The following is a 19280-nucleotide window of genomic DNA, read 5'->3' on the forward strand; positions in this document are numbered from 1 at the left end:
GGCGTTGACACGCCGTGCCCGGACGCATGACCGCGTCCAACAGAACACACCCCCCACCCGCGATCGGCCCATGGAGGTGCCGTGTTGTCGCGCGCTGTTTCCTTCCTCGCTGCGCTGTTCACCCTGACCGCCCTGTTACTCTCGCCCGGCACCGCCGCCGCCGCGCCGCGGGCCGCCGCCGCACCCCCGCCGACGAGCGGGTTCGAGAAGGTCAAGCTCGACGGCGGGCTGCAGATGGGGGAGCCGATCGAGCTCGCCGTACTGCCGGACCAGAAGGTCCTGTACATCAACCGGGGCACCAGCGACGCGGGCGGCCAGGTCCGCGTCTACAACCCCGCCACCCGGTCGACGACGGTCGCACTCACCCTGCCACTGGACGCCAGGTTCGAGGACGGGCTGATCGGCATCAGCCTGCACCCGCGGTTCGCCAGTACCGGCTGGGTGATGCTGTTCTACTCGCCGAAGGTCACTCCGCTGGTCAACCGGATCTCCCGGTTCACCTTCGATCGCACCACCAACACGATCTCACCGGCCAGCGAGGACATGATCATCGAGTGGCCGACCGAGCGGGAGCTGTGCTGCCACTCCGCCGGCTCCATGTCCTGGGACACCGCGGGAAACCTCTACTTCGCGGTGGGCGACAACACCAACTCCGGTGGCGACGCGGCGGGCATGGCGCCCATCGACGAGCGCGCGAACCGCAGTCCGCAGTACGACGCCCAGCGCACCTCGGGCAATGCGAACGACCTGCGCGGAAAGATCAACCGGATCCATCCCGAGGACAACGGGACCTACACCGTTCCCGACGGGAACCTCTTCCCCCGGGGGACCGCGCAGACCCGCCCCGAGGTCTACATCATGGGCGTGCGCAACCCCTACCGCGTGTGGGTCGACAAGAAGGCCAACAACACCCTGTACTGGGGTGAAGTCGGCCCCGACGCGCCCGCGACCATCGCCAACCGGGGCCCGGCGGCGTACGACGAGTTCAACCGCGCCACCGGCCCCGGCAACTACGGCTGGCCGTACTGCGGCGGGCCCAACGTGAGCTACAACGACTGGGACTTCGCCGCCAACACGCCGCGGGCCTGGTTCCCCTGCGGCGGCGCGACCGGGCCGGTCAACAACTCCCCGCGCAACACCGGCATCCAGCAACTGCCTCCCACCAAGCCCGCGTTGGTCTGGGAGCAGCACGGCGGCAGCAAGGAGTGGCCGCAGCTGGACAACCCGGGAGGCTGCGGCTCGCCCAATCACACCGAGGTCTACCACTACGACGCGAACCTCGCCTCCGACGTCAAGTGGCCCCAGTACTACGACAACAAGCTGCTGATCTCGGAGTACTGCCGGAACTGGATCAAGGAGGTCCAGTTCAACAACGGCAACCCGTCCACCGGCACCCCCACCGCGATCGAGCCGGTGCTCGACGGTATGCGCTTCATCCACCCGATCGACTCCGAATTCGGCCCCGACGGATCCCTGTACCTGCTCGAATACGGCAGCGGCTACTTCTCGGGCGCCGAGGACGCCGGACTCTACAAGATCAACTATGTGCAGGGCGGCCGGTCCCCCCTCGCCAAGGCGTCGGTGGACAAGGACAACGGCCTCGCCCCGCTGGCCGTGACCTTCTCCAGCGCCGGCAGCAGCGATCCGGACGGCAATCCGCTCAGCTACGCCTGGGACTTCACCGACAACGGCAGCACCGACTCCACGGCGGCCAACCCGGCCTTCACCTACCCCGGCAACGGCAACTTCCAGGCCAGACTGACCGTCAGTGACGGCACGGGGCGGACCGGCACCACGACCATCCCGGTCGTGGTCGGGAACAACCGCCCCACTCTCACCATCTCCTCACCACCCGACGGTGGCACGTACGAGTGGAATGAGAACGTCACCGTCACCGCGTCCGCGACGGACCCGCAGGACGGCCCGGTCGACTGCTCGAAGGTGATCGTGCGCGTCGCCCTCGGCCACCAGGAGCACGCGCACGAAGTCGCCGAAGGCACCGGCTGCTCGATGACGTTCAACACCGGACCGATCCACTCCGGGCTCGACGCCACGCAGTTCTACGTGGTGCGCGCCACCTACACCGACAAGGGCGCCGCCGGTACGGTGCCGCTGACCGGTGAACGCCAGCTGACCGTGTGGCCCAAACGGTGGCAGGCCGAGCACTTCGCCCAGCTGTCAGGACCACAGATCATCACCGCCGCGGGAGCGGAGGGCGGCAAGCGTCTGGGCGACGTACAGAACAATGAATGGGTCCGGTACCACCCGGTGAGCCTCAAGGGTGTGACCGGGCTCAAGGCCCGGGTCTCGTCGGACAAGGCGGGCAATGTCGCCACCTTCCGGTACGACTCCGTCACCGGCCCGGTGGTCGCGCGGGTGACCGTGCCGAACACCGGTGGCTGGGAGACCTACTCCGAGATCAGCGTGCCGGTCACCGGCGCCGACGAACGGCCTCGTGACCTCTTCGTGGTCTTCACCGGTGGCTCGGGCGCCATCCTCGATCTGGACAGTTACACCTTTACCGGACCTGGTATCAGTCGGCCCCTCGCCGGGCGTGCGAGTGATACCAGGTCACCGGGGCCGGCCACGGGCTGACCGCCGGCCGGCCGGCCGAAAGGGGCCGTACGGGGGAGATGGAGGCGGGTCCTCAGGGGCCCGCCTCCGCGCTCTGTCCGCACCGCGGTGCGGACCCCGGGAGGTGCGGGCCCGCCGGGTTCCGGGCGCGCAATTCAATTCCCCGCCCTATCGGCCGGATCCGGTAAGAATTTAGCAGATTCGGAAGACGCCCCGTGACCTCCGTGCGGTTCCTCCTCAGGCGTTTTATCCCGTGTGATGCATGTCACTTGCCGCCCGCTGGACATTTCATGAGCGGCCCGTTTTTATAAGCCCTTGTGTTGGCCGACGATCTTGGCCAATCGACGGGGGAAGTCCCGAATCTTGTCTTTAGCAATGGTGCTGAACGAGAGGCGCGGCGCGGTGTCAGAGATCCTGACGGATTGTGCACGGTCCGGAGCATGTGCTCCGGAATCCATATCGATGACGGAACGGACCAACAGGGCATCGGCGTGGCGATGCTGAGCCGTGTGCTCCCGCCACGCGGATCGGCCCGTACGCTCACCTGGATCACCCTGGTGCACACCATGGGGCAGGGTCTGTGGATGGCGCTCGGCGCCATTTACGCGATTTCCGTCCTGAAATTGTCTCCCGGGCAGTTCGGCATCGGTGTCGGCGTGGCCGCCGGTGTCGCCCTCGCCCTGAGCACTCCGACCGGTCATCTGGCGGACCGGGTCGGCCCGCGCGCCGTACAGATCTGGTCCTTCGTGGCCCTGGGTCCGCTGACCGCGGCGATGCTCGTCATCGACGGCTTCGCCCAGTACCTGCTGGTGATGGCCGCGCAGGCGGTGGCGTATAGCGGCAGCCGCAGCGCCCGCATGGCCATGGTCGCCGGTCTGATCCCGCCCGAGGACCGGGTGTCGGTCCGCGCCTATCTGCGGGCCACCAGCAACGTCAGCGTCTCGGTCGGCGCCGGTATCGCGGGCGTACTGCTGGCCGTCGGGACGACCGAGGCATACCGGGTCGCCGTCGTCTTCAACGCGCTCACCTACCTGATCACCGGTCTGCTCACGCTGCTGCTGCCCTCCGTGCCTCCGCAGCCGGCCAGATCCGGTCCCGCGCTCGTGGTGCTGCGCGACCGTCCCTTCCTCACGTTCGTCGTGCTGGACGGACTGCTGTCCATGCACAACCTGCTGCTGGACGTCGTACTGCCGCTGTGGGTGCTGAGCCATACCGACGCGCCGCGCTGGATGATCGCCGTCATCCTGCTCACCAATACCGTCTCGGTGGTTCTGCTGCAGGTCAGGGCCGCGCGCGGCACGGAAGAACCGACGTCCGCGGCGCGCGCCTCCAGGACCGGGTCCTGGTGGCTGGGTATCGCCTGCGTGATCTTCTCGTTCAGTGAAGGGGCCCCGGCGCTCGTGGCCTGCGCCCTGCTGGTCCTGGGAGCGCTGGCCCATGTCCTGGGCGAGATCCGGCAGTCGGCCGGCAGCTGGGGCATCTCCTTCGGGCTCGCGCCCGAACATGCCCAGGGCCAGTACCAGGGCACCTATGCCATGGGCTCCGACATCGGCAAGATGATCGCGCCCGCGGTCCTGACCTGGCTGGTGATCGAACACGGAACGGCCGGCTGGCTGGTGATGGCGGTCGGCTTCGCCGCGCTGGGCGCCGCCATGCCGGCGGTCGTGTCCTGGGCCGGACGTACCAAGAAAGCTCCGTCCCCCGCGCATCAGTGACCGCGCTTTCACCTGACCGCGCTTTCACCTGACGGCGCTTTCACCTGACCGTGCTTTCGCCTGACGGCGACAGCCGTGGAGAAGTGCTGCGCGAAATGGCCTCGCAGAATCAGTAACGCCACCTTATTTTTATTCTCAGGGGGCCGGTCTGTGCCGCCCGCGCGCCGCCCAGGGAAAATGCGCAATCAATCCAATGAAGAGGAACCATGTCAGTGGGCGAATGGCCTGCCGTTCTACCTGTCGTTGAATCCGCCCTGGCGGAAAATCCCGCGAACGCGGCTCCCGCTCTGCAGCTTCCCACCCGTGACACCGATAGCGGGGACGCCGCCGGTGTGAATTCCCGCGGCTCTTTCTCGTGGTCCGGCGACGTTTTCCAGCCCCTCGCCGAGTTCGTCGGAACCAGGGGCCTCGAGGCCACGGAGTTGTTCAACGCCGCGTTCACCGTGCTGATCCACCGGTACAGCGGCCAGGACGACTTCGTATCGATACGAGGCGGCGGCCCGGCCGGTGCCCATCCGGTCGCGATCCGCTCGCGCCTCGGCGGCGACGTCACCTTCGCCACCCTGACCGCGTCCCTCTCAGCCCAGTACCGCGCCCTGACCGCGGCTGCCGCCGGACCCCGGGGCGCGGCACCCGCGCCCGAGGCTCCCGGCACAGGGCTGCGCGTCGGATTCGTCAGCCGCGACACCTCGGAGACCGGCGCCCCGGACCACCTGGACCATCCCGGCCATCCGGACACCTTCCACCTTCTGCTGGAGGTGGCGCACACGCCGGACACCGTGCGCTTCACCCTGCATTACGACGCGGAGCTGTTCACCGAGTCCGTCATCGCCCGGATGGCGGCCAATCACCGGGTCCTCCTCCTCGACGGCTGCCACCGCCCCTCCACCCCGGTCGGTGAACTGAGGCTCCTGTCCGAACAGGAAACCCGGTATCTGCTGGAGGACGTGAACGCCACCGGACGGCCGTTTCCCCGGGACACGCCGCTGCACTCGCACGTGGAGGCCCAGGCCGCCCGTACCCCCGACGCGCCCGCCGTGGAGTGGCGGGGAAGCGTCCTGACCTACCGAGAACTCGACGAGACGGCCAACCGGATCGCCCGTTCGCTGCTGGCCCGGGGCATCACCCCCGGCGCGAGGATCGGCGTATCGGTCGCCCGCACCCACCGCACCGTGTGCCTGCTGCTCGCCGTCCACAAGGCCGGCTGCGCCTACGTGCCCCTGGACCCGGCCTACCCCGCCGACCGGTTGCGCGGTATCGCCGCCACGGCGGATCTGACCGCTGTGGTCTTCGACGGCTCGGACACCAGGGACTGGCTCGACGCCACGGACGCGGACCCGCTGCCGTGGAGTGAACTGTGGGAGAAGGCCGAGGGCGAACGGTCCGAGCCCGTGGGCGTCACCGTCGACGCCGCTGCTACCACCCACCTGATCTACACATCCGGCTCGACGGGTGTGCCCAAGGGCGTGGTCGTCAGCCACCGCAACGTCGTGGCCCTGCTCGCCTGGGCCTGGGACACCTACCGCCCCGAGGACCTCTCCCGTGTCCTGTTCGCCACCTCCCTCAACTTCGACCTGTCCGTGTTCGAGCTGTGGTCCCCGCTGACGACCGGCGGCCTCGTCGTGGTCGTCGACAACGTGCTGGCGCTCACCGAGGACGACGGTCTGCGCCCGTCACTCGTCAACACGGTGCCCAGCGCGCTCAATGTGCTGCTGCGGCGCTCCGCCGTGCCGGCCACCACCGTCGTACTGAACGTGGCCGGGGAACCGCTGTCGAAGGAACTCGTCAACGCCGCGTTCGACAGCACCGGCATCGAGCGGCTCTACAACCTCTACGGGCCCTCCGAAGACACGACGTACTCGACGTGGAAGTGCTTCACCGGCCCGACGGAGCACCCTCCCACGATCGGCGTTCCCGTCCACAACACGGTGGCCTATCTGCTCGACGCCCACGGCCGGCTGGTGCCCCACGGTGCGACCGGCGAACTCCACCTCGGCGGCGACGGCGTGGCCGGCGGATACATGAATGACGCCGAGCGCACCGCCGAGGTCTTCGTGCCCGCCCCCGCTCAGCTGCCGGCCGGGATCCTGTACCGCACGGGCGATCTGGCGCGCTGGACCGACTCCGGTGAGCTGCGCTTCATGGGCCGCCGGGACAACCAGGTGAAGATCCGCGGATTCCGGATCGAGCTGGGCGAGATCGAAGCCGCCCTGCGGGAGACGGTCGGACTGCGGGACGTGGCGGCCCTCCCGGTCAGGAAGGACGACGACACCCTCCTGGTCTGCTACGTCGGCCTGGAGGGCGACGACATCCCCGTCGAGCGGATCAGCGACCACCTGCGCCGGACGCTGCCCCAGTACATGCAGCCCGCCAAGATCGTGGTCGAGGACCGGCTGCCGCAGCTGCCCAACGGCAAGGTCGACCGCAAGACGCTCGCGGCCCGGCAGATCGACTGGGGCGAGGCGGGCAGTGCCGGCCTCACCACCGGCGATCCCGACGAGGCCGCCGTCGCGCGCGTGTGGACCGACCTCCTCGGACTCCCACGGCCCGGCGCCGGCCTGGACTTCTTCTCGGTCGGTGGCCACTCCCTGCTGGCCAACCTGCTGGCCGCCCGCCTGAGCGACGCATCCGGCGCGACCGTCCGGGTCGCCGAGATCTACGAGAACCGCACCCTTGCCGACCAGGCGAAACTGCTCCGGCGCAAGCGGGAGCAGACACCGGCCGCCACGGACGCCGGCACGGGGACCGCGGCCCGGCTGCGGGCCGTCGCGGAGACCCTGCGCGAATCCGGGCGCGGCCACGGAGTGCCCGGCGCCGGAGCGGCCGTGTACCTCGACGGCACACTGGAGTTCACGTACTACGGCCTGGACGACATCGAGGACGGCAGGGCCCGCACGGCGGAATCCCGGCAGCGCGTCACCTGCGTCACGAAGGCGCTTCTGGCCTTCGTCGTCCTCAGGCTCGTGGACAGGGGCCTGGTCTCGCTCGACGAGCCGCTCGACGGCCATCTGCCCGAGGTGTTCCTGCGCCGCGACGGCCGCACGGCCGAGGTGACGGTCCGTCATCTGCTCTCGCACACCAGCGGTATCGACGACTCGTACGAGATCTGGCACGACACCGACCACCCGGACCTCGGCCGCTACCTCGCCACGTTCCGGGAATACGGGCAGCTCTTCGAACCCGGCTCGGTCTTCGCGTACTCCGCCTGCGGCACCTCCATCGTCGCCGCCCTCATCGAGAAGCTCCTCGGCATCCCCTGGCGCCGCGCCGTCAACGAGCTGCTGCTGACTCCGCTGGGCATCATGGACATCCCCGAAACCCGTTCCGGCGAAGGACACTACAGCGATGTCTCGGCCGGCTATCTGCGCAGCGACGGCAGCCGGCCCTACCTGCGGCACGAGCCCGGCCCGCAGACCATCGCCGACGACGCCGCTGGTTCGTTCTCGGTCTGCCTCACCCTCGGTGAACTCGCCAAGATCGCCCTTCTGGCGCTCAACGACGGCGTCACGGAACAGGGCGAGCGACTGCTGTCCGCCGAACTCGCCGAGCAGATGCGCACACCGCAGATCGATGTCCCCGGCCATCACTTCATGCACGCCTGGGGCCTGGGCTGGCTGATGTTCGGGCCCACCGCCTTCGGCTTCAACTCCAATGGCAGCGGCCACCACAACTTCATCCAGATCTTCCCCGAACAGCGCTCGTTCCTGTTGCTGCTCGCCAACGCGTACCCCGCGTTCGGCCTGTACGAGGACCTGCTGCGCGCCCTCACCGGCGAGGGACTCATCCGCACCGGGCTGCCGTTCGACATGGACCTGGACGACTGCGTGGGCCTGTACGCCTCCGACGGCTACCGGCTGAACGTGCTGCGCGGACCGGACCACCTCCGGTACGAGTACTCCGAGCGAGGGCGCGACGGCGCCTGGCTGCCACGGGACGAGGGGGCGCTCGTCCTCTCCGGCGCGGGCGGATTCAGCTCCATGTCGGAGAAGAACGTCCTCGCCGGTTCCATCTCCTTCATCCCCACGCCCGGTACGAACACCCCGGGCTTCGTGCGGATCGGCCAGAGATTCGCGAGGAAGAACGGATGACGGACCAGTCCGGCCCACCCCGGCATGTGGTGTTCGTGACCTGGAAGGCCGGCACCGCGCCCGCCTTCGAGGCGGCCAAGCGCCTCGGCCACCACGTCACGCTCATCCGCTCCCTGCGGATGGAGCAGTCCCAGCACATCGACTTCGACGCCTCTCCCTACGGGGCGTTCGTCGACTCCGTACACGTCCTGCCGGACGCCACCGAGGTCGCACGGCTGCGCGCGTGTGTCCTCGGCATCCACAAGGAGCGGCGGATCGACGGTTTCGTCGCCACCGTCGACGCCCTGGTCGTGCCGGTGGCCCGGATCGCGGAGGAGCTCGGAATCCCCTTCACCAGCGCCCTTGGCGCGGAGTCGGCCAAGCTGAAGAACCGGTGCCGGGACATCCTCGCGGCGGCCGGCCTCGACACCACCGGGCACGCCGTCGTCGGCGGCTTCGACGAGGCCGCCGCGTTCGCCGCCGCGGCGGGTTACCCCGTCGTGCTCAAGCCGGCGCGCGGATCGGCGAGCGAGGGCGCGCACATCATTCCCGACGAGGCTGCGCTGCGGGAGGTCTTCCGTCAGGTGGAGGCGGGCCGAATCCCCTACCAGGACGGCGTCCTCGTGGAGGAGTACCTCACCGGGACCTTCCTGTCGGCCGAGATCGGGCTGTCCCACGGCCGCTTCTTGCGGCTGGCCGTCAGCGAACGGAAGACCTGGGCGCGGCACGAGGCCCTGGAGGTCGGGACGACGATCCCGGCGGCCATCGACGCCGGGGCGTACGACCGGGTCATGGAGTTCGCCGAAGCGGTCGTCGAGGCGATGGACCTGCGGCTGGGGGTGTTCCATGTCGAAATCATGCTGGGCGAGGACGGCCGGCCCCGGCTCATCGAACTGAACCCGCGTCTGATGGGGTCCTGCCTGCCGAACCTGTTCCGTCTCGCGGGCGGCGGCGACCCGTTCGACCTGCTCGTACGCATCCACCTCGACGAGGAGGTGGAGAGCCGCGAGATCACCTTCGCCCGCTACGCGACGGTGCGCTGGTTCGGCGCTGCGGACACGGCGCCGAAGCCGGCGGAGGTGCCCTGCCTCGGCTGGAGCGCCGAGTACGGCGACAGCCTGCACGCCTTCACCATGAATTTCCCCGACGGCGACGTCCTGCACCCCTGCCGGGGCAACCTCGGCCACTTCGGCGAGGTGCAGGTCGTACACGCCGACCACGCGACATCGATCAGCATCGCCGAGGAGATCGTCGCGAGAGCGGCGGACCAGCTCGGCATAGAGGTGACGAGGTGACAACGGTGACACCCTTCTTCGGCGAGACCCGGGCCCAGCTCTGCAGGATCGGACTGCCCGAGGGCGACGGGTCGCTCGTCGGGAGCTCCGGCCTGACCTTCGACGACGGCTGCCACTTCCGCATCGAGGTGCCGACGGTCAACTCCGTACAGGCGGCCGAGACGCTGCTGTCGGAGAGCCGCCGGCGCGGCTTCACGATCAACCGCATCACGGAGACCCGTGGCATGTACCGCCACACCGCCGGCGAAATGCGCGGCTACGCCGAGCTGGGGGAGGAGTACGGCGCCGAGATCCTGATGTCCGTCGGGCCACGGGCCAGCTACGACATCGGGGCCAGCGCCCAGACCCCCGAGGGGGTGCGCATCGGCTACCGGCTGCGTGGCCAGGAACAACTCGTACGCGCCGTCGAGGATGTCAAACGAGGCGTGGAAGCCGGTGTACGCGGCTTCGTCGTCTACGACGAGGGCCTGCTGTGGCTGCTGCACCGGCTGCGCGCCGCCGGCGACCTGCCGGGCGACATCCATCTGAAGGTCTCCGCCCACTGCGGCCACGGCAACGCCGCCTCCGCGCAGATGCTGGAGATGCTCGGCGCCAACAGCTTCAACCCCGTGCGGGACCTGACACTGGCCATGATCGCGTCCATCCGCGACGCCGTGTCGATCCCGCTGGACTGCCACGTGGACAACCCGAAGACGTCCGGCGGTTTCGTACGCACCTATGAGGCTCCCGAGTTCGTCCGGGTCGCCGCCCCCGTCTATCTCAAAACCGGCAACAGCGCCCTCGAAGGGCATGGCGTGAGCCCCACGCCGGGACAGCTCGACGACATCCTCCGGCAGGTCGAGATCGTCACCGAATTCCTGGACCGCCACCTCCCGGCCGCCCGGCAGACACCGGCCGGCCACAGCCACACACCCGTCGCTCCCTGAGCGGCCGTGGCCCCTTGAGCACCCGTCACCCCTTGAGCACCGAGACAGAGGGTTCCACGTATGTGCCGTATTTACGGCTACTTCGACGGTGAGACCGTCGACCGCGACGTGCTGCACGCCGTCGCGCAGGGCATGCGGCACGGCGGCCCCGACGAGCAGACGGTTCACGTCGGCGACGCCTGGGCGCTGGGCAACAACCGCCTCGCCGTCCAGGGCATCGCCCACGGTCACCAGCCCTATGTGCTGGGCGACATGACCTGCGTGTTCAACGGCGAGATCTACAACCACCGGGAGCTGCGCGCCGAACTCGCCTCGCACGGTTACCGCTTCGAGGGCGACTGCGACGGCGATGTGCTGCTGCCGCTGTACGAACTGCACGGCGACGCGTTCGTGAAGCGGCTCGAAGGCATGTTCGCCATCGCGATCGTGGACCGTCGTGGCGAGCCCTGCTTGAAGCTCTACAACGACCACGCCGGCATGAAGTCCCTGTACTACTACCTCTCCGGCGACGGACGCCGGCTCTGCTTCGCCTCCGAACTGCGGGCCCTCTCCCGCTTCCCCGACTTCCCGGACGCGATCGACCCGCTGGCCGTCGACCGCTACCTCGGCGGCAAGGCCGTGTGGGGACCGGGCACCGTCCACACCAAGGTCCACACCCTGGTGCCCGGCGCGACCCTGCGGTTCGCCGGGGGGCGGCTCACACTGGCGCACACCCCGCTGGAGCCGGCCGAGGTGGCCTGGCCGGACGGCGAGCCCGGCCTCACCGCGGCCGCGGGCCTCCTCGACGAGCTGCTGCGCCACGAACTGACCCGGATGCTCGACGCCGACGTGCCGGTCTGCGTCATCACCAGCGGCGGTCTCGACTCCAGCTACCTCACCGCGCTGGCCGGTGAGACCGTGCCGGACCTGGCATCGTTCAACATCGCCTACCGCGGTGACTGGCCCGCCGACGAACGGCACTTCGCCGAGGAGGTCGCGGCGCACTGCGGCACCCGCCACCACCAGGTGCTGATCGATCCCAAGGATTTCCCCGGCATCATCGACCGGTTCATCAGCCATCTCGACCAGCCCAACAACGCGCCGCACAGCCTGAGCACCTTCGCCCTGTTCGAGGCGATTCACGAGGCCGGCTTCAAGGTCGCGCTGACCGGGGACGGCGCCGACGAGCTCTTCGGCGGCTACGCCCGCTACGTCAAGGCCGCCCGCGACGACAGCGCGACCTGGCACCGCGGCTATCAGGACGTGATGGCCGCCTCGGGCACCGCGACGCTGGCCCGGCTGTACACCCCCGACCATCTGGCCCGGGTGATGTCGGCAGGCGGCCACTTCGCCGACCGGAGCGGCGACGAACTCGCCCGCCGGGCACGGGCCGGGGACCACGACAAGCTCGAAACGCTGCTGCGCTACGACCAGTCCGAGCGCTTCCCGTACTACATTCTCCGGCGCGTGGACCACCTGAGCATGGCGCACGCGGTGGAGGCCCGGATCCCGTTCCTCCAGCCGGCCGTCATGCGGTTCGCCCACGCCCTGCCGACCGGGCTGAAGGTCGTCGGTGACACGGTCAAGGCGCCGGTCGCCGAGGCCGCCCGCCGGTGGATACCCGAAAGCATCATCAACCGGCCGAAGCAGCCGTTCACCCTGCCCATCGCGGCGATGATCAAGCCGGGCGAGGCCGTCCACGACATGATCGGCGACCTCCTGCTCGGACCGGACCCCGGATATGGCGCCTTCGTCCGCCGCGACGCCGTCCGCGAGCTGTTCCGTATGCAGTCCGAAAGGCCCGACGCGCACACCGCCGAGGTCCTGTGGTCACTGCTGATGCTGGAGACCTGGCTGTCCGCCAGGAATCTCCGTCCGTAAGTCCCTGTCCCACACATCAAGGAGCCCAGACATGTCCCTCGCGCCCCTCGCCGTCGAGTCGCTGCTGTCCAGCGCGACGAAGGCCGACATCCGCCGCGATCCGTTCCCGCACATCGTCCTCCACAATCCGCTGAGCCAGGACCTCTACGAGGCGCTGGCCACGTCCATGCCGACCGCCGAGTACATCGGCACCAGCATCGGCAAGCGGATCACGTCGAACGAGCGCTACAACTACATGTCCGAACACGTTCTGCGCGACGAGACGATGGCGAGGGTGTGGAAGGACTTCGTCACCTACCACGCCTCACCCGCGTTCTACCGGGAGTTCCTCGACCTGTTCTACGACGACCTGATGGCCGCCAATCCCGACGCGGAGGAGAAGTGCGGCGGCCCCCTGCACGGACTGCGGGTCGGGCGCCGCAACCGGGACACCTTCGACACCCACGACATCCTGATGGACTGCACGGCCGTCATCAACTCGGCGGTGACCGGCCGCCCTTCGTCCTACCGGGGCCCGCACGTCGACAAGCCCTACAAGCTGTTCGGCGGACTGTTCTACATGCGGCTGCCGGAGGACGACTCCACCGGCGGCGACCTCGCGCTGTACAAGTACCGCACCGACGCCCGCCGGTTCCACACGAGCGCGTCCGAGTACGGCGACAGCCGCTTCGACATCGACCCGAAGTACGTGGAAGAGGTCGGCACCATCAGCTACGACAGCAACGTCCTGGTGATGTACCCGATCAATCCGCTGGCCCTGCACGGAGTCACCGTACGCAGTGTGACGCCGCACCAGCGGCGCTTCATCGCGCTCGTCGGGGACCTCCAGCACCACCTCTTCGACCTCGCGCTCTGAGGGGCCCACCGTGCTTCCTTTCGACCAGCGAACCGGACACATCTGGCTCGACGGCGGCCTCGTCGAGTGGGCCGACGCGACACTGCATGTGCTCAGCCACGGACTGCACTACGCCAGCAGCGTCTTCGAAGGCGTCCGTGTCTACGGCGGCTCGCCCTTCATGCTGCGTGAACACATCAGCCGGCTGCGCTCCTCGGCGCGCATCCTCGACTTCGACCTGGAACACAGCGACGATGCCCTGCACACGGCCACGCTGGACGTCATCGCCAGGGCCCGGATCGCCGAGGGCTACGTCCGTATGAACGCATGGCGAGGATCGGAGGTCATCCAGACCGCCGCGCTGAAGACCTCCGTGCACACCTCGATCGCCGCCTGGGAGATCCCGGTCGGCTACTACGCGGCAGCCGACGCCCTCGACCAGGGGATCTCGCTGCGGAGTGCCGCGTACCGCAGGCCCTCCCCGCGGTACGCACCAGTGAAGAGCAAGGCCGCCGGCAACTACATGATCGGTACGGTCAGCAAGAACCAGGCGCTGCGCGCGGGCTTCGACGACGCGCTGATGCTGGATGACGCGGGCAACATCGCCGAGGCCACCGGCGCGCATATCTTCTTCACGAAGGCGGGAATCCTCTACACCCCCACCACCCGGTGCACCATCGACGGCATCACCCGGGCGTGTGTGCTGGAGCTGGCACAGCGGGGCGGGATCCCCTGCGTCGTCGGTGACCTGGCCCCCGGGTTCGTCGCCGAGGCCGACGGAGCGTTCATCTGCGGCACCGCCTGCGAGATCCTGCCGGTCGCCCGCATCGACGACCATCGCTACGAGCCGCGTGGCAATGACGTGATCCGGCGGCTCGTCACCGACTACCACGACCTGGTCGCCGGGCGGAGCACCGTGGAAGTGCCGCATACATGGGCACAGTAGCGGCGATGGAGAAGCTGGTACCGGTGGTACTGGCCTTCGGCTGCGGTGTCCTGCTCGCGAAGCGGAAGGTCGTACCGGCCGAGAGTTCCAAGGTCTTCGCCGACTACGCCTTCCTCTTCGCGGTGCCCTGCTATCTGTTCGGCAACATCTACGCGAGCGATCTGGGCGCCCTGTTCGACTGGCGGGCGATTCTCGGCTACGCGGCGACAGCGGGCGTCGCGGTGCTCGTGGTCGGCGTGATCTCGGCCCTGTCCGGTGTGCGTGAGCCACGCGGCGTGGCGCTGCGCATCATGGCGGGCGTCCAGGTGAACACGGCGTACTTCGCCGTACCCGTGTTCATCACGCTCTTCGGAAACGCGGCGCCGATCTTCCCGGTGCTGCTCTTCCAGGTCTGCGTCCTCTCGCTGATCATCATCACGATCATGGAGCTGGGACGCCCCGACACCACCGGAAGCCCCAGGACCCGGCTTCTCCGGGCCGTCGGAGCCTCGCTCGTCACGCCGGTCGTGCTCGCCTGCAACGCCGGCATCCTGCTCAACCTGCTGTCGTTCCAGGTGCCGAAGCCGTTGCTGGACGGCTTCGCGTTCGTGGGGGACAGCGCCTCCCCGGTCGCGTTGTTCGCCCTCGGACTGCACCTCGGCGGCATCAGCTTCACCCTCAGGAGCACGACGCCGGAGGAGATCTGGCTCATCGCCTTCAAGTGCGTGATCTTCCCCCTGATGGCCCTGGCGATCTGCGGCACGGTCTTCGGTGTCGAGGGCGACTGGCTGAAGTACCTCGTGCTGATCGCCGCCATGCCCGCGCCGCAGAACCTGTTCATCTTCGCCCAGCGCTACGACATCGGCGTCGACATGTCGGCCGCGCTGGTCGTCAAGAGTTCGGTCGCCGCTCTGTTTCTCCTCCCTCTGTGGATGCAGTGGGCGGCCCACTCCGCCTGAGCCCGGCCGGCCGGCCCGTCAACCGGTCGGCCGAGTGGACATCCCCCATCAGTGATTCGTCGAGAGGCATGACTTTGACCCTGACAACGCACTCCACCGCGATAGACGTCCGCCAGGTCGCAGGGCACATCGGTGCCGAGATCTCCGGGGTGGACCTGCGCGAGGAGCTGGACGACGCGACGGTGGCCGAGATCTGGCAGGCCGTGCTCACCCACCGCGTGGTCTTCTTCCGTGACCAGCACATCGGCCACGCTCAGCACATCGCTTTCGGGCGGCGCTTCGGTGCTCTCACACGGCGTCCCGGAAAGAAACACGGAGTCGCACCGGAGGGATTTCCAGAAATTCTCACGGTGGACCCGAAAGCCGATGTCGAGCGGTACGGCAAGGGATTCGAAGAGCATTACCGGCGCAAGTGGGTATCCGGAATAGCCGGCTGGCACAGCGACCTCACCCAGGCCGTCAATCCCCCGAACGCGTCCATTCTCCGCGCGGAAAAGACACCTGTCTTCGGCGGCGACACCCAGTGGACGAACACCGTGGCCGCCTACGAGGGCCTCGCGCAGCCACTGCGTGACCTGGTGGACTCCCTCCAGGCCGAGCACGCGTTCTTCACCGGAGTCCACCTGAGGCACTCGGACGAGCGCGACCGGGAGATCCTCAAGATCTACTGCGGGGATCCGCAGGTGGCCGTGCACCCGGTGGTCCGCGTCCACCCCGAGACGGGGGAGAAGGCGCTGTTCGTCAGCCCCGGCTCCACCACCAGGATCATGGGCTTCACCGAGGTGGAGAGCCGGCACATTCTCGACCTGCTGTTCCAGCATCTGACCAGCGCCGAATACACCGTCCGGTTCCGCTGGGAGCCGGGCAGCATCGCCTTCTGGGACAACCGCAGCACCTGCCACTTCGCCCCGACGGACTTCGGGCACCTCGAGGTCGACCGCGTCATGCACCGGGTGACCCTGCTGGGCGAGCCTGCGGTCGGTCCCGACGGTTCGCGCTCGGAGCTCGTCGAGGGCGAGCCGTTGAACGCCTGGTGATGGCCGTATTTCCGGCGGATTCGTCCTGACGGCGCCGTACGGCACACATTGATGGGGGATGCCACAGCGGCATCCCCCATTTCTGTGCGACTCGTGCCGGTCTCGACCGGACAGTCTCGACCGGACAGAACCTAGACGAGAAGGGAATTTACCAGGTTCGCAATGATCGCGAGAATATCAGGAATCATGGTCGACACCCTTTCCTCATGGGAAACCCTCCGAGCTGGGCTTCTGACTATTCGAGAATACCCGTTCTGACATTGAGAAACTCGGTCACGCCGATATGGCCCCGAATAGCGCAACACCATTTCACGGGATGCGGTCCATCGGCCGGCCGGGTCTCCGGGGGCCCTGCGCAGTACCCGGCGTGCCGCCGCCCGGGTGTATCTCCGCGCACGATCGGATCACGGGGTGTATGCGTACGCTCACGCCGTGTGGCAGAAGGCGGTGTTCGCCCATAGCGTCGGTTCATGACCAAACGACACGTCAAGCGCCTCGCATGCATCGCGGTCGTGGCGGCCACGGGACTGGGTGCGGCCGCCCCGTCCACCGCCGCGGGCAGCCACACGGTGCGTCCGGGTGAATCGATCCAGAAAGCGGTGGACGCCGCGCGGCCGGGAGACACGATCGTCATCTCTCCGGGCACCTACCGGGAGAGTGTCCTGGTCACGAAGCCGGGCCTCATCCTCAAAGGCGCGGGGACGAAGACCGTGATCGTGCCGGCGGCGGCGTCCGCGCGCGCCGCGAACGCCTGCGCGAAGGCCGGCAACGGAATCTGTGTCCTCGGTAAGGGAACCAAGACCGTCGACCGCGTACGCATCAGCTCGCTGACCGTCTCGGGGTTCAAGAAGAACGGCATCTGGGCCTCCCGGACCGACCGGCTCAGCGTCCGGCAGGTGATCTCCGAGAAGAACGGCGTGTGGGGCATCGCCCAGGAGAGGTCCACCCGGGGCGTGTTCCGTGACAACACCGCCCGGGACAACGGCGATTCAGGCATCGTCATCGCGAACGTGGTCGACAGCGAGGGCGGAGCCACCGACACCAGGGGTGCGGTGATCCGCGACAACCAGCTGACGGGGAACCGGATCGGCGTCACCGTACGGCGCGTCAGGCACCTCTCCGTCCAGGGCAACAACTTCACCGGGAACTGCGGCGGCCTGTTCGTCGTGGGCGACGAGTCGAAGCCCAAGGCCGGGGCGATGACCATTCAGGGCAACCAGATCCGCAAGAACAACAAGCTGTGCCCCCGCAGCAGCCGGCTCCCGGTCATCCAGGGAGCGGGCATCGTCCTCACCGGTTCCGAGGCCACGGTCGTGCGGTCGAACGTGATCCGGGACAACGTGGGCTCTTCGCCGTTCTCGGGCGGCATCGTGCTCTTCAAGAGCGTCGTGGGCGCCCCCAACACCGGGAACGTCATCCAGGACAACGTCGTACTGGGCAACAAGACGGCCGACCTGGCCAACAGGGACACCGGCAAGGGCAACACGTTCGTCCGCAATGTGTGCCGCGCTTCCGAACCCACGGGAATGTGCTGAGCGGTGTTCCCCCCTACGAGGAGAATCGAGGCGGTATGACCACGGTGAGTCCCACCACCACCCCCACCAGCATCACCCCCACATCCACCCTCACCTCTCTGTCCACCCCCACCCTCGCCTCCGCACCCACCCCGCAGCCGGGCATGCGGCTGCGGGAGCTCGCGTTCGGGGCGGCGTGCGCCGCGGCCGTACGCGCGGCGGCCCGGCTGGGCGTCGCGGACGCGCTCAGGCAGTCGCCCGCCACCGCGGAACAGCTCGCGGCGGTGGTGAACACCGAGCCGGCGCCGCTACGGCGACTGCTCCGCGCCCTGTCCTGCTACGGGATCTTCGCCGAGACCGAGGACGGGACGTTCGTCCACACCGACATGTCCCTGCTGCTGCGCGAAGACGATCCGCACAGCCTGCGGTCCATCTGTCTGTGGTGCACGGAGCCCTGGACCTGGGAGGTCTGGCCGCGGCTCGACGACGCGGTGCGGACCGGCGCGAGCGTTTTCCAGGACCGGTTCGGCAAGGGATTCTTCGACTATCTGCACCAGGACGCGCCGGAGTCGGCCCAGGTGTTCAACAAGGCCATGACGACGTCCAGCACGCAGTCCGCGCTGGACGTCGCGGAACTCCTCGACCTCGCCGGGGTCTCGTCGGTCGCGGACATCGGCGGCGGTCAGGGCCATGTCCTCGCGAGTCTGCTGGAGAAGAACCCGGAGGTCCGGGGCACCCTGCTGGATCTGCCCGGTGTGGTGGCGAAGGCGGATCCCCGGCTGCGTGACGGCGGGGCCCTCACGGAGCGGGTCCGTATCGTCGCGGGGGACTGCCGCCAGGGCGTCCCGGTCGAGGCCGATCTGTACATCATCAAGAACATCCTGGAATGGGACGACGACAGCACCAGCAGGACCCTGCGGAACATCGTCACGGCAGCCCGCCCCGGAGCCAGGGTCGTCATCATCGAGAATCTCGTCGACGACACTCCCTCGATGCGGTTCACGACGGCGATGGACCTGCTTCTGCTGCTCAACGTGGGCGGAGCGAAGCACACCAAGCAGAGCCTGGTCGACCGGATGGCGCGAGCCGGCCTGGTCGTCGGCGAGATCCGGCCGGTCAACGCGTACCTGCACGCGTTCGAATGCACCGTTCCGGACGAGACCTAGGCAGGGCCTCACCACAACGCCCCGAGCCGGCGCGGAGCCGGACTCGGGGCGTTGTGCGGTCCTCACGCGGGGCTGTCCCGCTCCCACCGGTAGAACTCGTGGGCCATGGCGTCCTTCGGGCCCCGCCACGTCTCGGGGTCGTACGGACTGACGAACGCGGAGAGCTGGTCGCTGATGTTCCGGAAGGCCGGAGTCCGCATCACCTTGGCGATCTCGGGGCCGGGGGGCCGGTCGGACTCGATCAGGTGCAGATACACCTCACCGAACTGGAAGAGGCTGCGCCTGGTGACCCCGACCAGGTGCGGCAGTTCGCCGGTGTCGGAGGCCGCGAACACCTTGGCGATGTCCTGGGCCGATTCCGGCGCCATGCGGGCGACGATCAGAGCGTGGTGCATGGGAAAGTTCCC

At 68.4% G+C, this 19280-nt stretch carries 13 protein-coding genes; 12 read left to right on the top strand and 1 reads right to left on the bottom strand.

Annotated features, from left to right (window positions below; genetic code table 11):
- Positions 1-84: 84 nt before the first annotated feature.
- The 12 genes from ACFVWW_RS27150 (at position 85) to ACFVWW_RS27205 (ending at position 18873) form a co-directional block, all read left to right on the top strand.
- The gene (locus ACFVWW_RS27150) at positions 85-2595 is read left to right on the top strand and encodes a PQQ-dependent sugar dehydrogenase (protein WP_386878113.1); all 2511 of its coding nucleotides are present in this window, start codon (positions 85-87) and stop codon (positions 2593-2595) included.
- 419 nt (positions 2596-3014) lie between these two features.
- Positions 3015-4289 (top strand): MFS transporter, encoded by a 1275-nt coding sequence (locus ACFVWW_RS27155; protein ID WP_386878114.1) that lies wholly within the window; start codon positions 3015-3017, stop codon positions 4287-4289.
- Between the two features lie 332 nt (positions 4290-4621).
- A complete protein-coding gene (locus tag ACFVWW_RS27160) occupies positions 4622-8377 on the top strand; it encodes an amino acid adenylation domain-containing protein (RefSeq protein WP_386878115.1) in 3756 nt (1251 codons plus the stop codon).
- On the top strand, positions 8374-9651 hold the full coding sequence (locus ACFVWW_RS27165) for an ATP-grasp domain-containing protein (protein ID WP_386878116.1): 1278 nt from the start codon (positions 8374-8376) through the stop codon (positions 9649-9651). Before ACFVWW_RS27160 ends, ACFVWW_RS27165 begins: the two co-directional genes overlap by 4 nt.
- Entirely contained in the window at positions 9648-10577 is a 930-nt protein-coding gene (locus ACFVWW_RS27170; RefSeq protein WP_384185701.1) for a peptidase, read from the top strand. Before ACFVWW_RS27165 ends, ACFVWW_RS27170 begins: the two co-directional genes overlap by 4 nt.
- A gap of 60 nt (positions 10578-10637) precedes the next feature.
- Positions 10638-12437, top strand: a complete 1800-nt coding sequence (asnB, locus tag ACFVWW_RS27175; RefSeq protein ID WP_386878117.1) for an asparagine synthase (glutamine-hydrolyzing) — start codon at positions 10638-10640, stop codon at positions 12435-12437.
- Between the two features lie 31 nt (positions 12438-12468).
- Positions 12469-13293: a hypothetical protein gene (locus tag ACFVWW_RS27180; protein WP_384185707.1), complete on the top strand. Its 825-nt coding sequence runs from the start codon at positions 12469-12471 to the stop codon at positions 13291-13293.
- A 10-nt stretch (positions 13294-13303) separates the two neighbouring features.
- Positions 13304-14218, top strand: coding sequence for an aminotransferase class IV (locus ACFVWW_RS27185; protein ID WP_384185709.1), 915 nt, complete (start codon positions 13304-13306; stop codon positions 14216-14218).
- Between the two features lie 5 nt (positions 14219-14223).
- The gene (locus tag ACFVWW_RS27190) at positions 14224-15156 is read left to right on the top strand and encodes an AEC family transporter (protein WP_384185711.1); all 933 of its coding nucleotides are present in this window, start codon (positions 14224-14226) and stop codon (positions 15154-15156) included.
- Positions 15157-15224: 68 nt separating this feature from the next.
- Positions 15225-16193: a TauD/TfdA dioxygenase family protein gene (locus ACFVWW_RS27195; protein WP_384185713.1), complete on the top strand. Its 969-nt coding sequence runs from the start codon at positions 15225-15227 to the stop codon at positions 16191-16193.
- Between the two features lie 470 nt (positions 16194-16663).
- The gene (locus ACFVWW_RS27200; protein WP_386878118.1) at positions 16664-17728 is read left to right on the top strand and encodes a nitrous oxide reductase family maturation protein NosD; all 1065 of its coding nucleotides are present in this window, start codon (positions 16664-16666) and stop codon (positions 17726-17728) included.
- A gap of 35 nt (positions 17729-17763) precedes the next feature.
- Positions 17764-18873: a methyltransferase gene (locus ACFVWW_RS27205; RefSeq protein WP_386878119.1), complete on the top strand. Its 1110-nt coding sequence runs from the start codon at positions 17764-17766 to the stop codon at positions 18871-18873.
- A gap of 62 nt (positions 18874-18935) precedes the next feature.
- On the opposite strand, the gene ACFVWW_RS27210 is transcribed toward ACFVWW_RS27205, so the two are convergent.
- Complete coding sequence (locus ACFVWW_RS27210; RefSeq protein WP_384185722.1) at positions 18936-19268, bottom strand: TcmI family type II polyketide cyclase; 333 nt, start codon at positions 19266-19268, stop codon at positions 18936-18938.
- Positions 19269-19280: the final 12 nt, after the last annotated feature.

Source organism: Streptomyces sp. NPDC058198 (assembly GCF_042882605.1).
GTDB lineage: Bacteria > Actinomycetota > Actinomycetes > Streptomycetales > Streptomycetaceae > Streptomyces.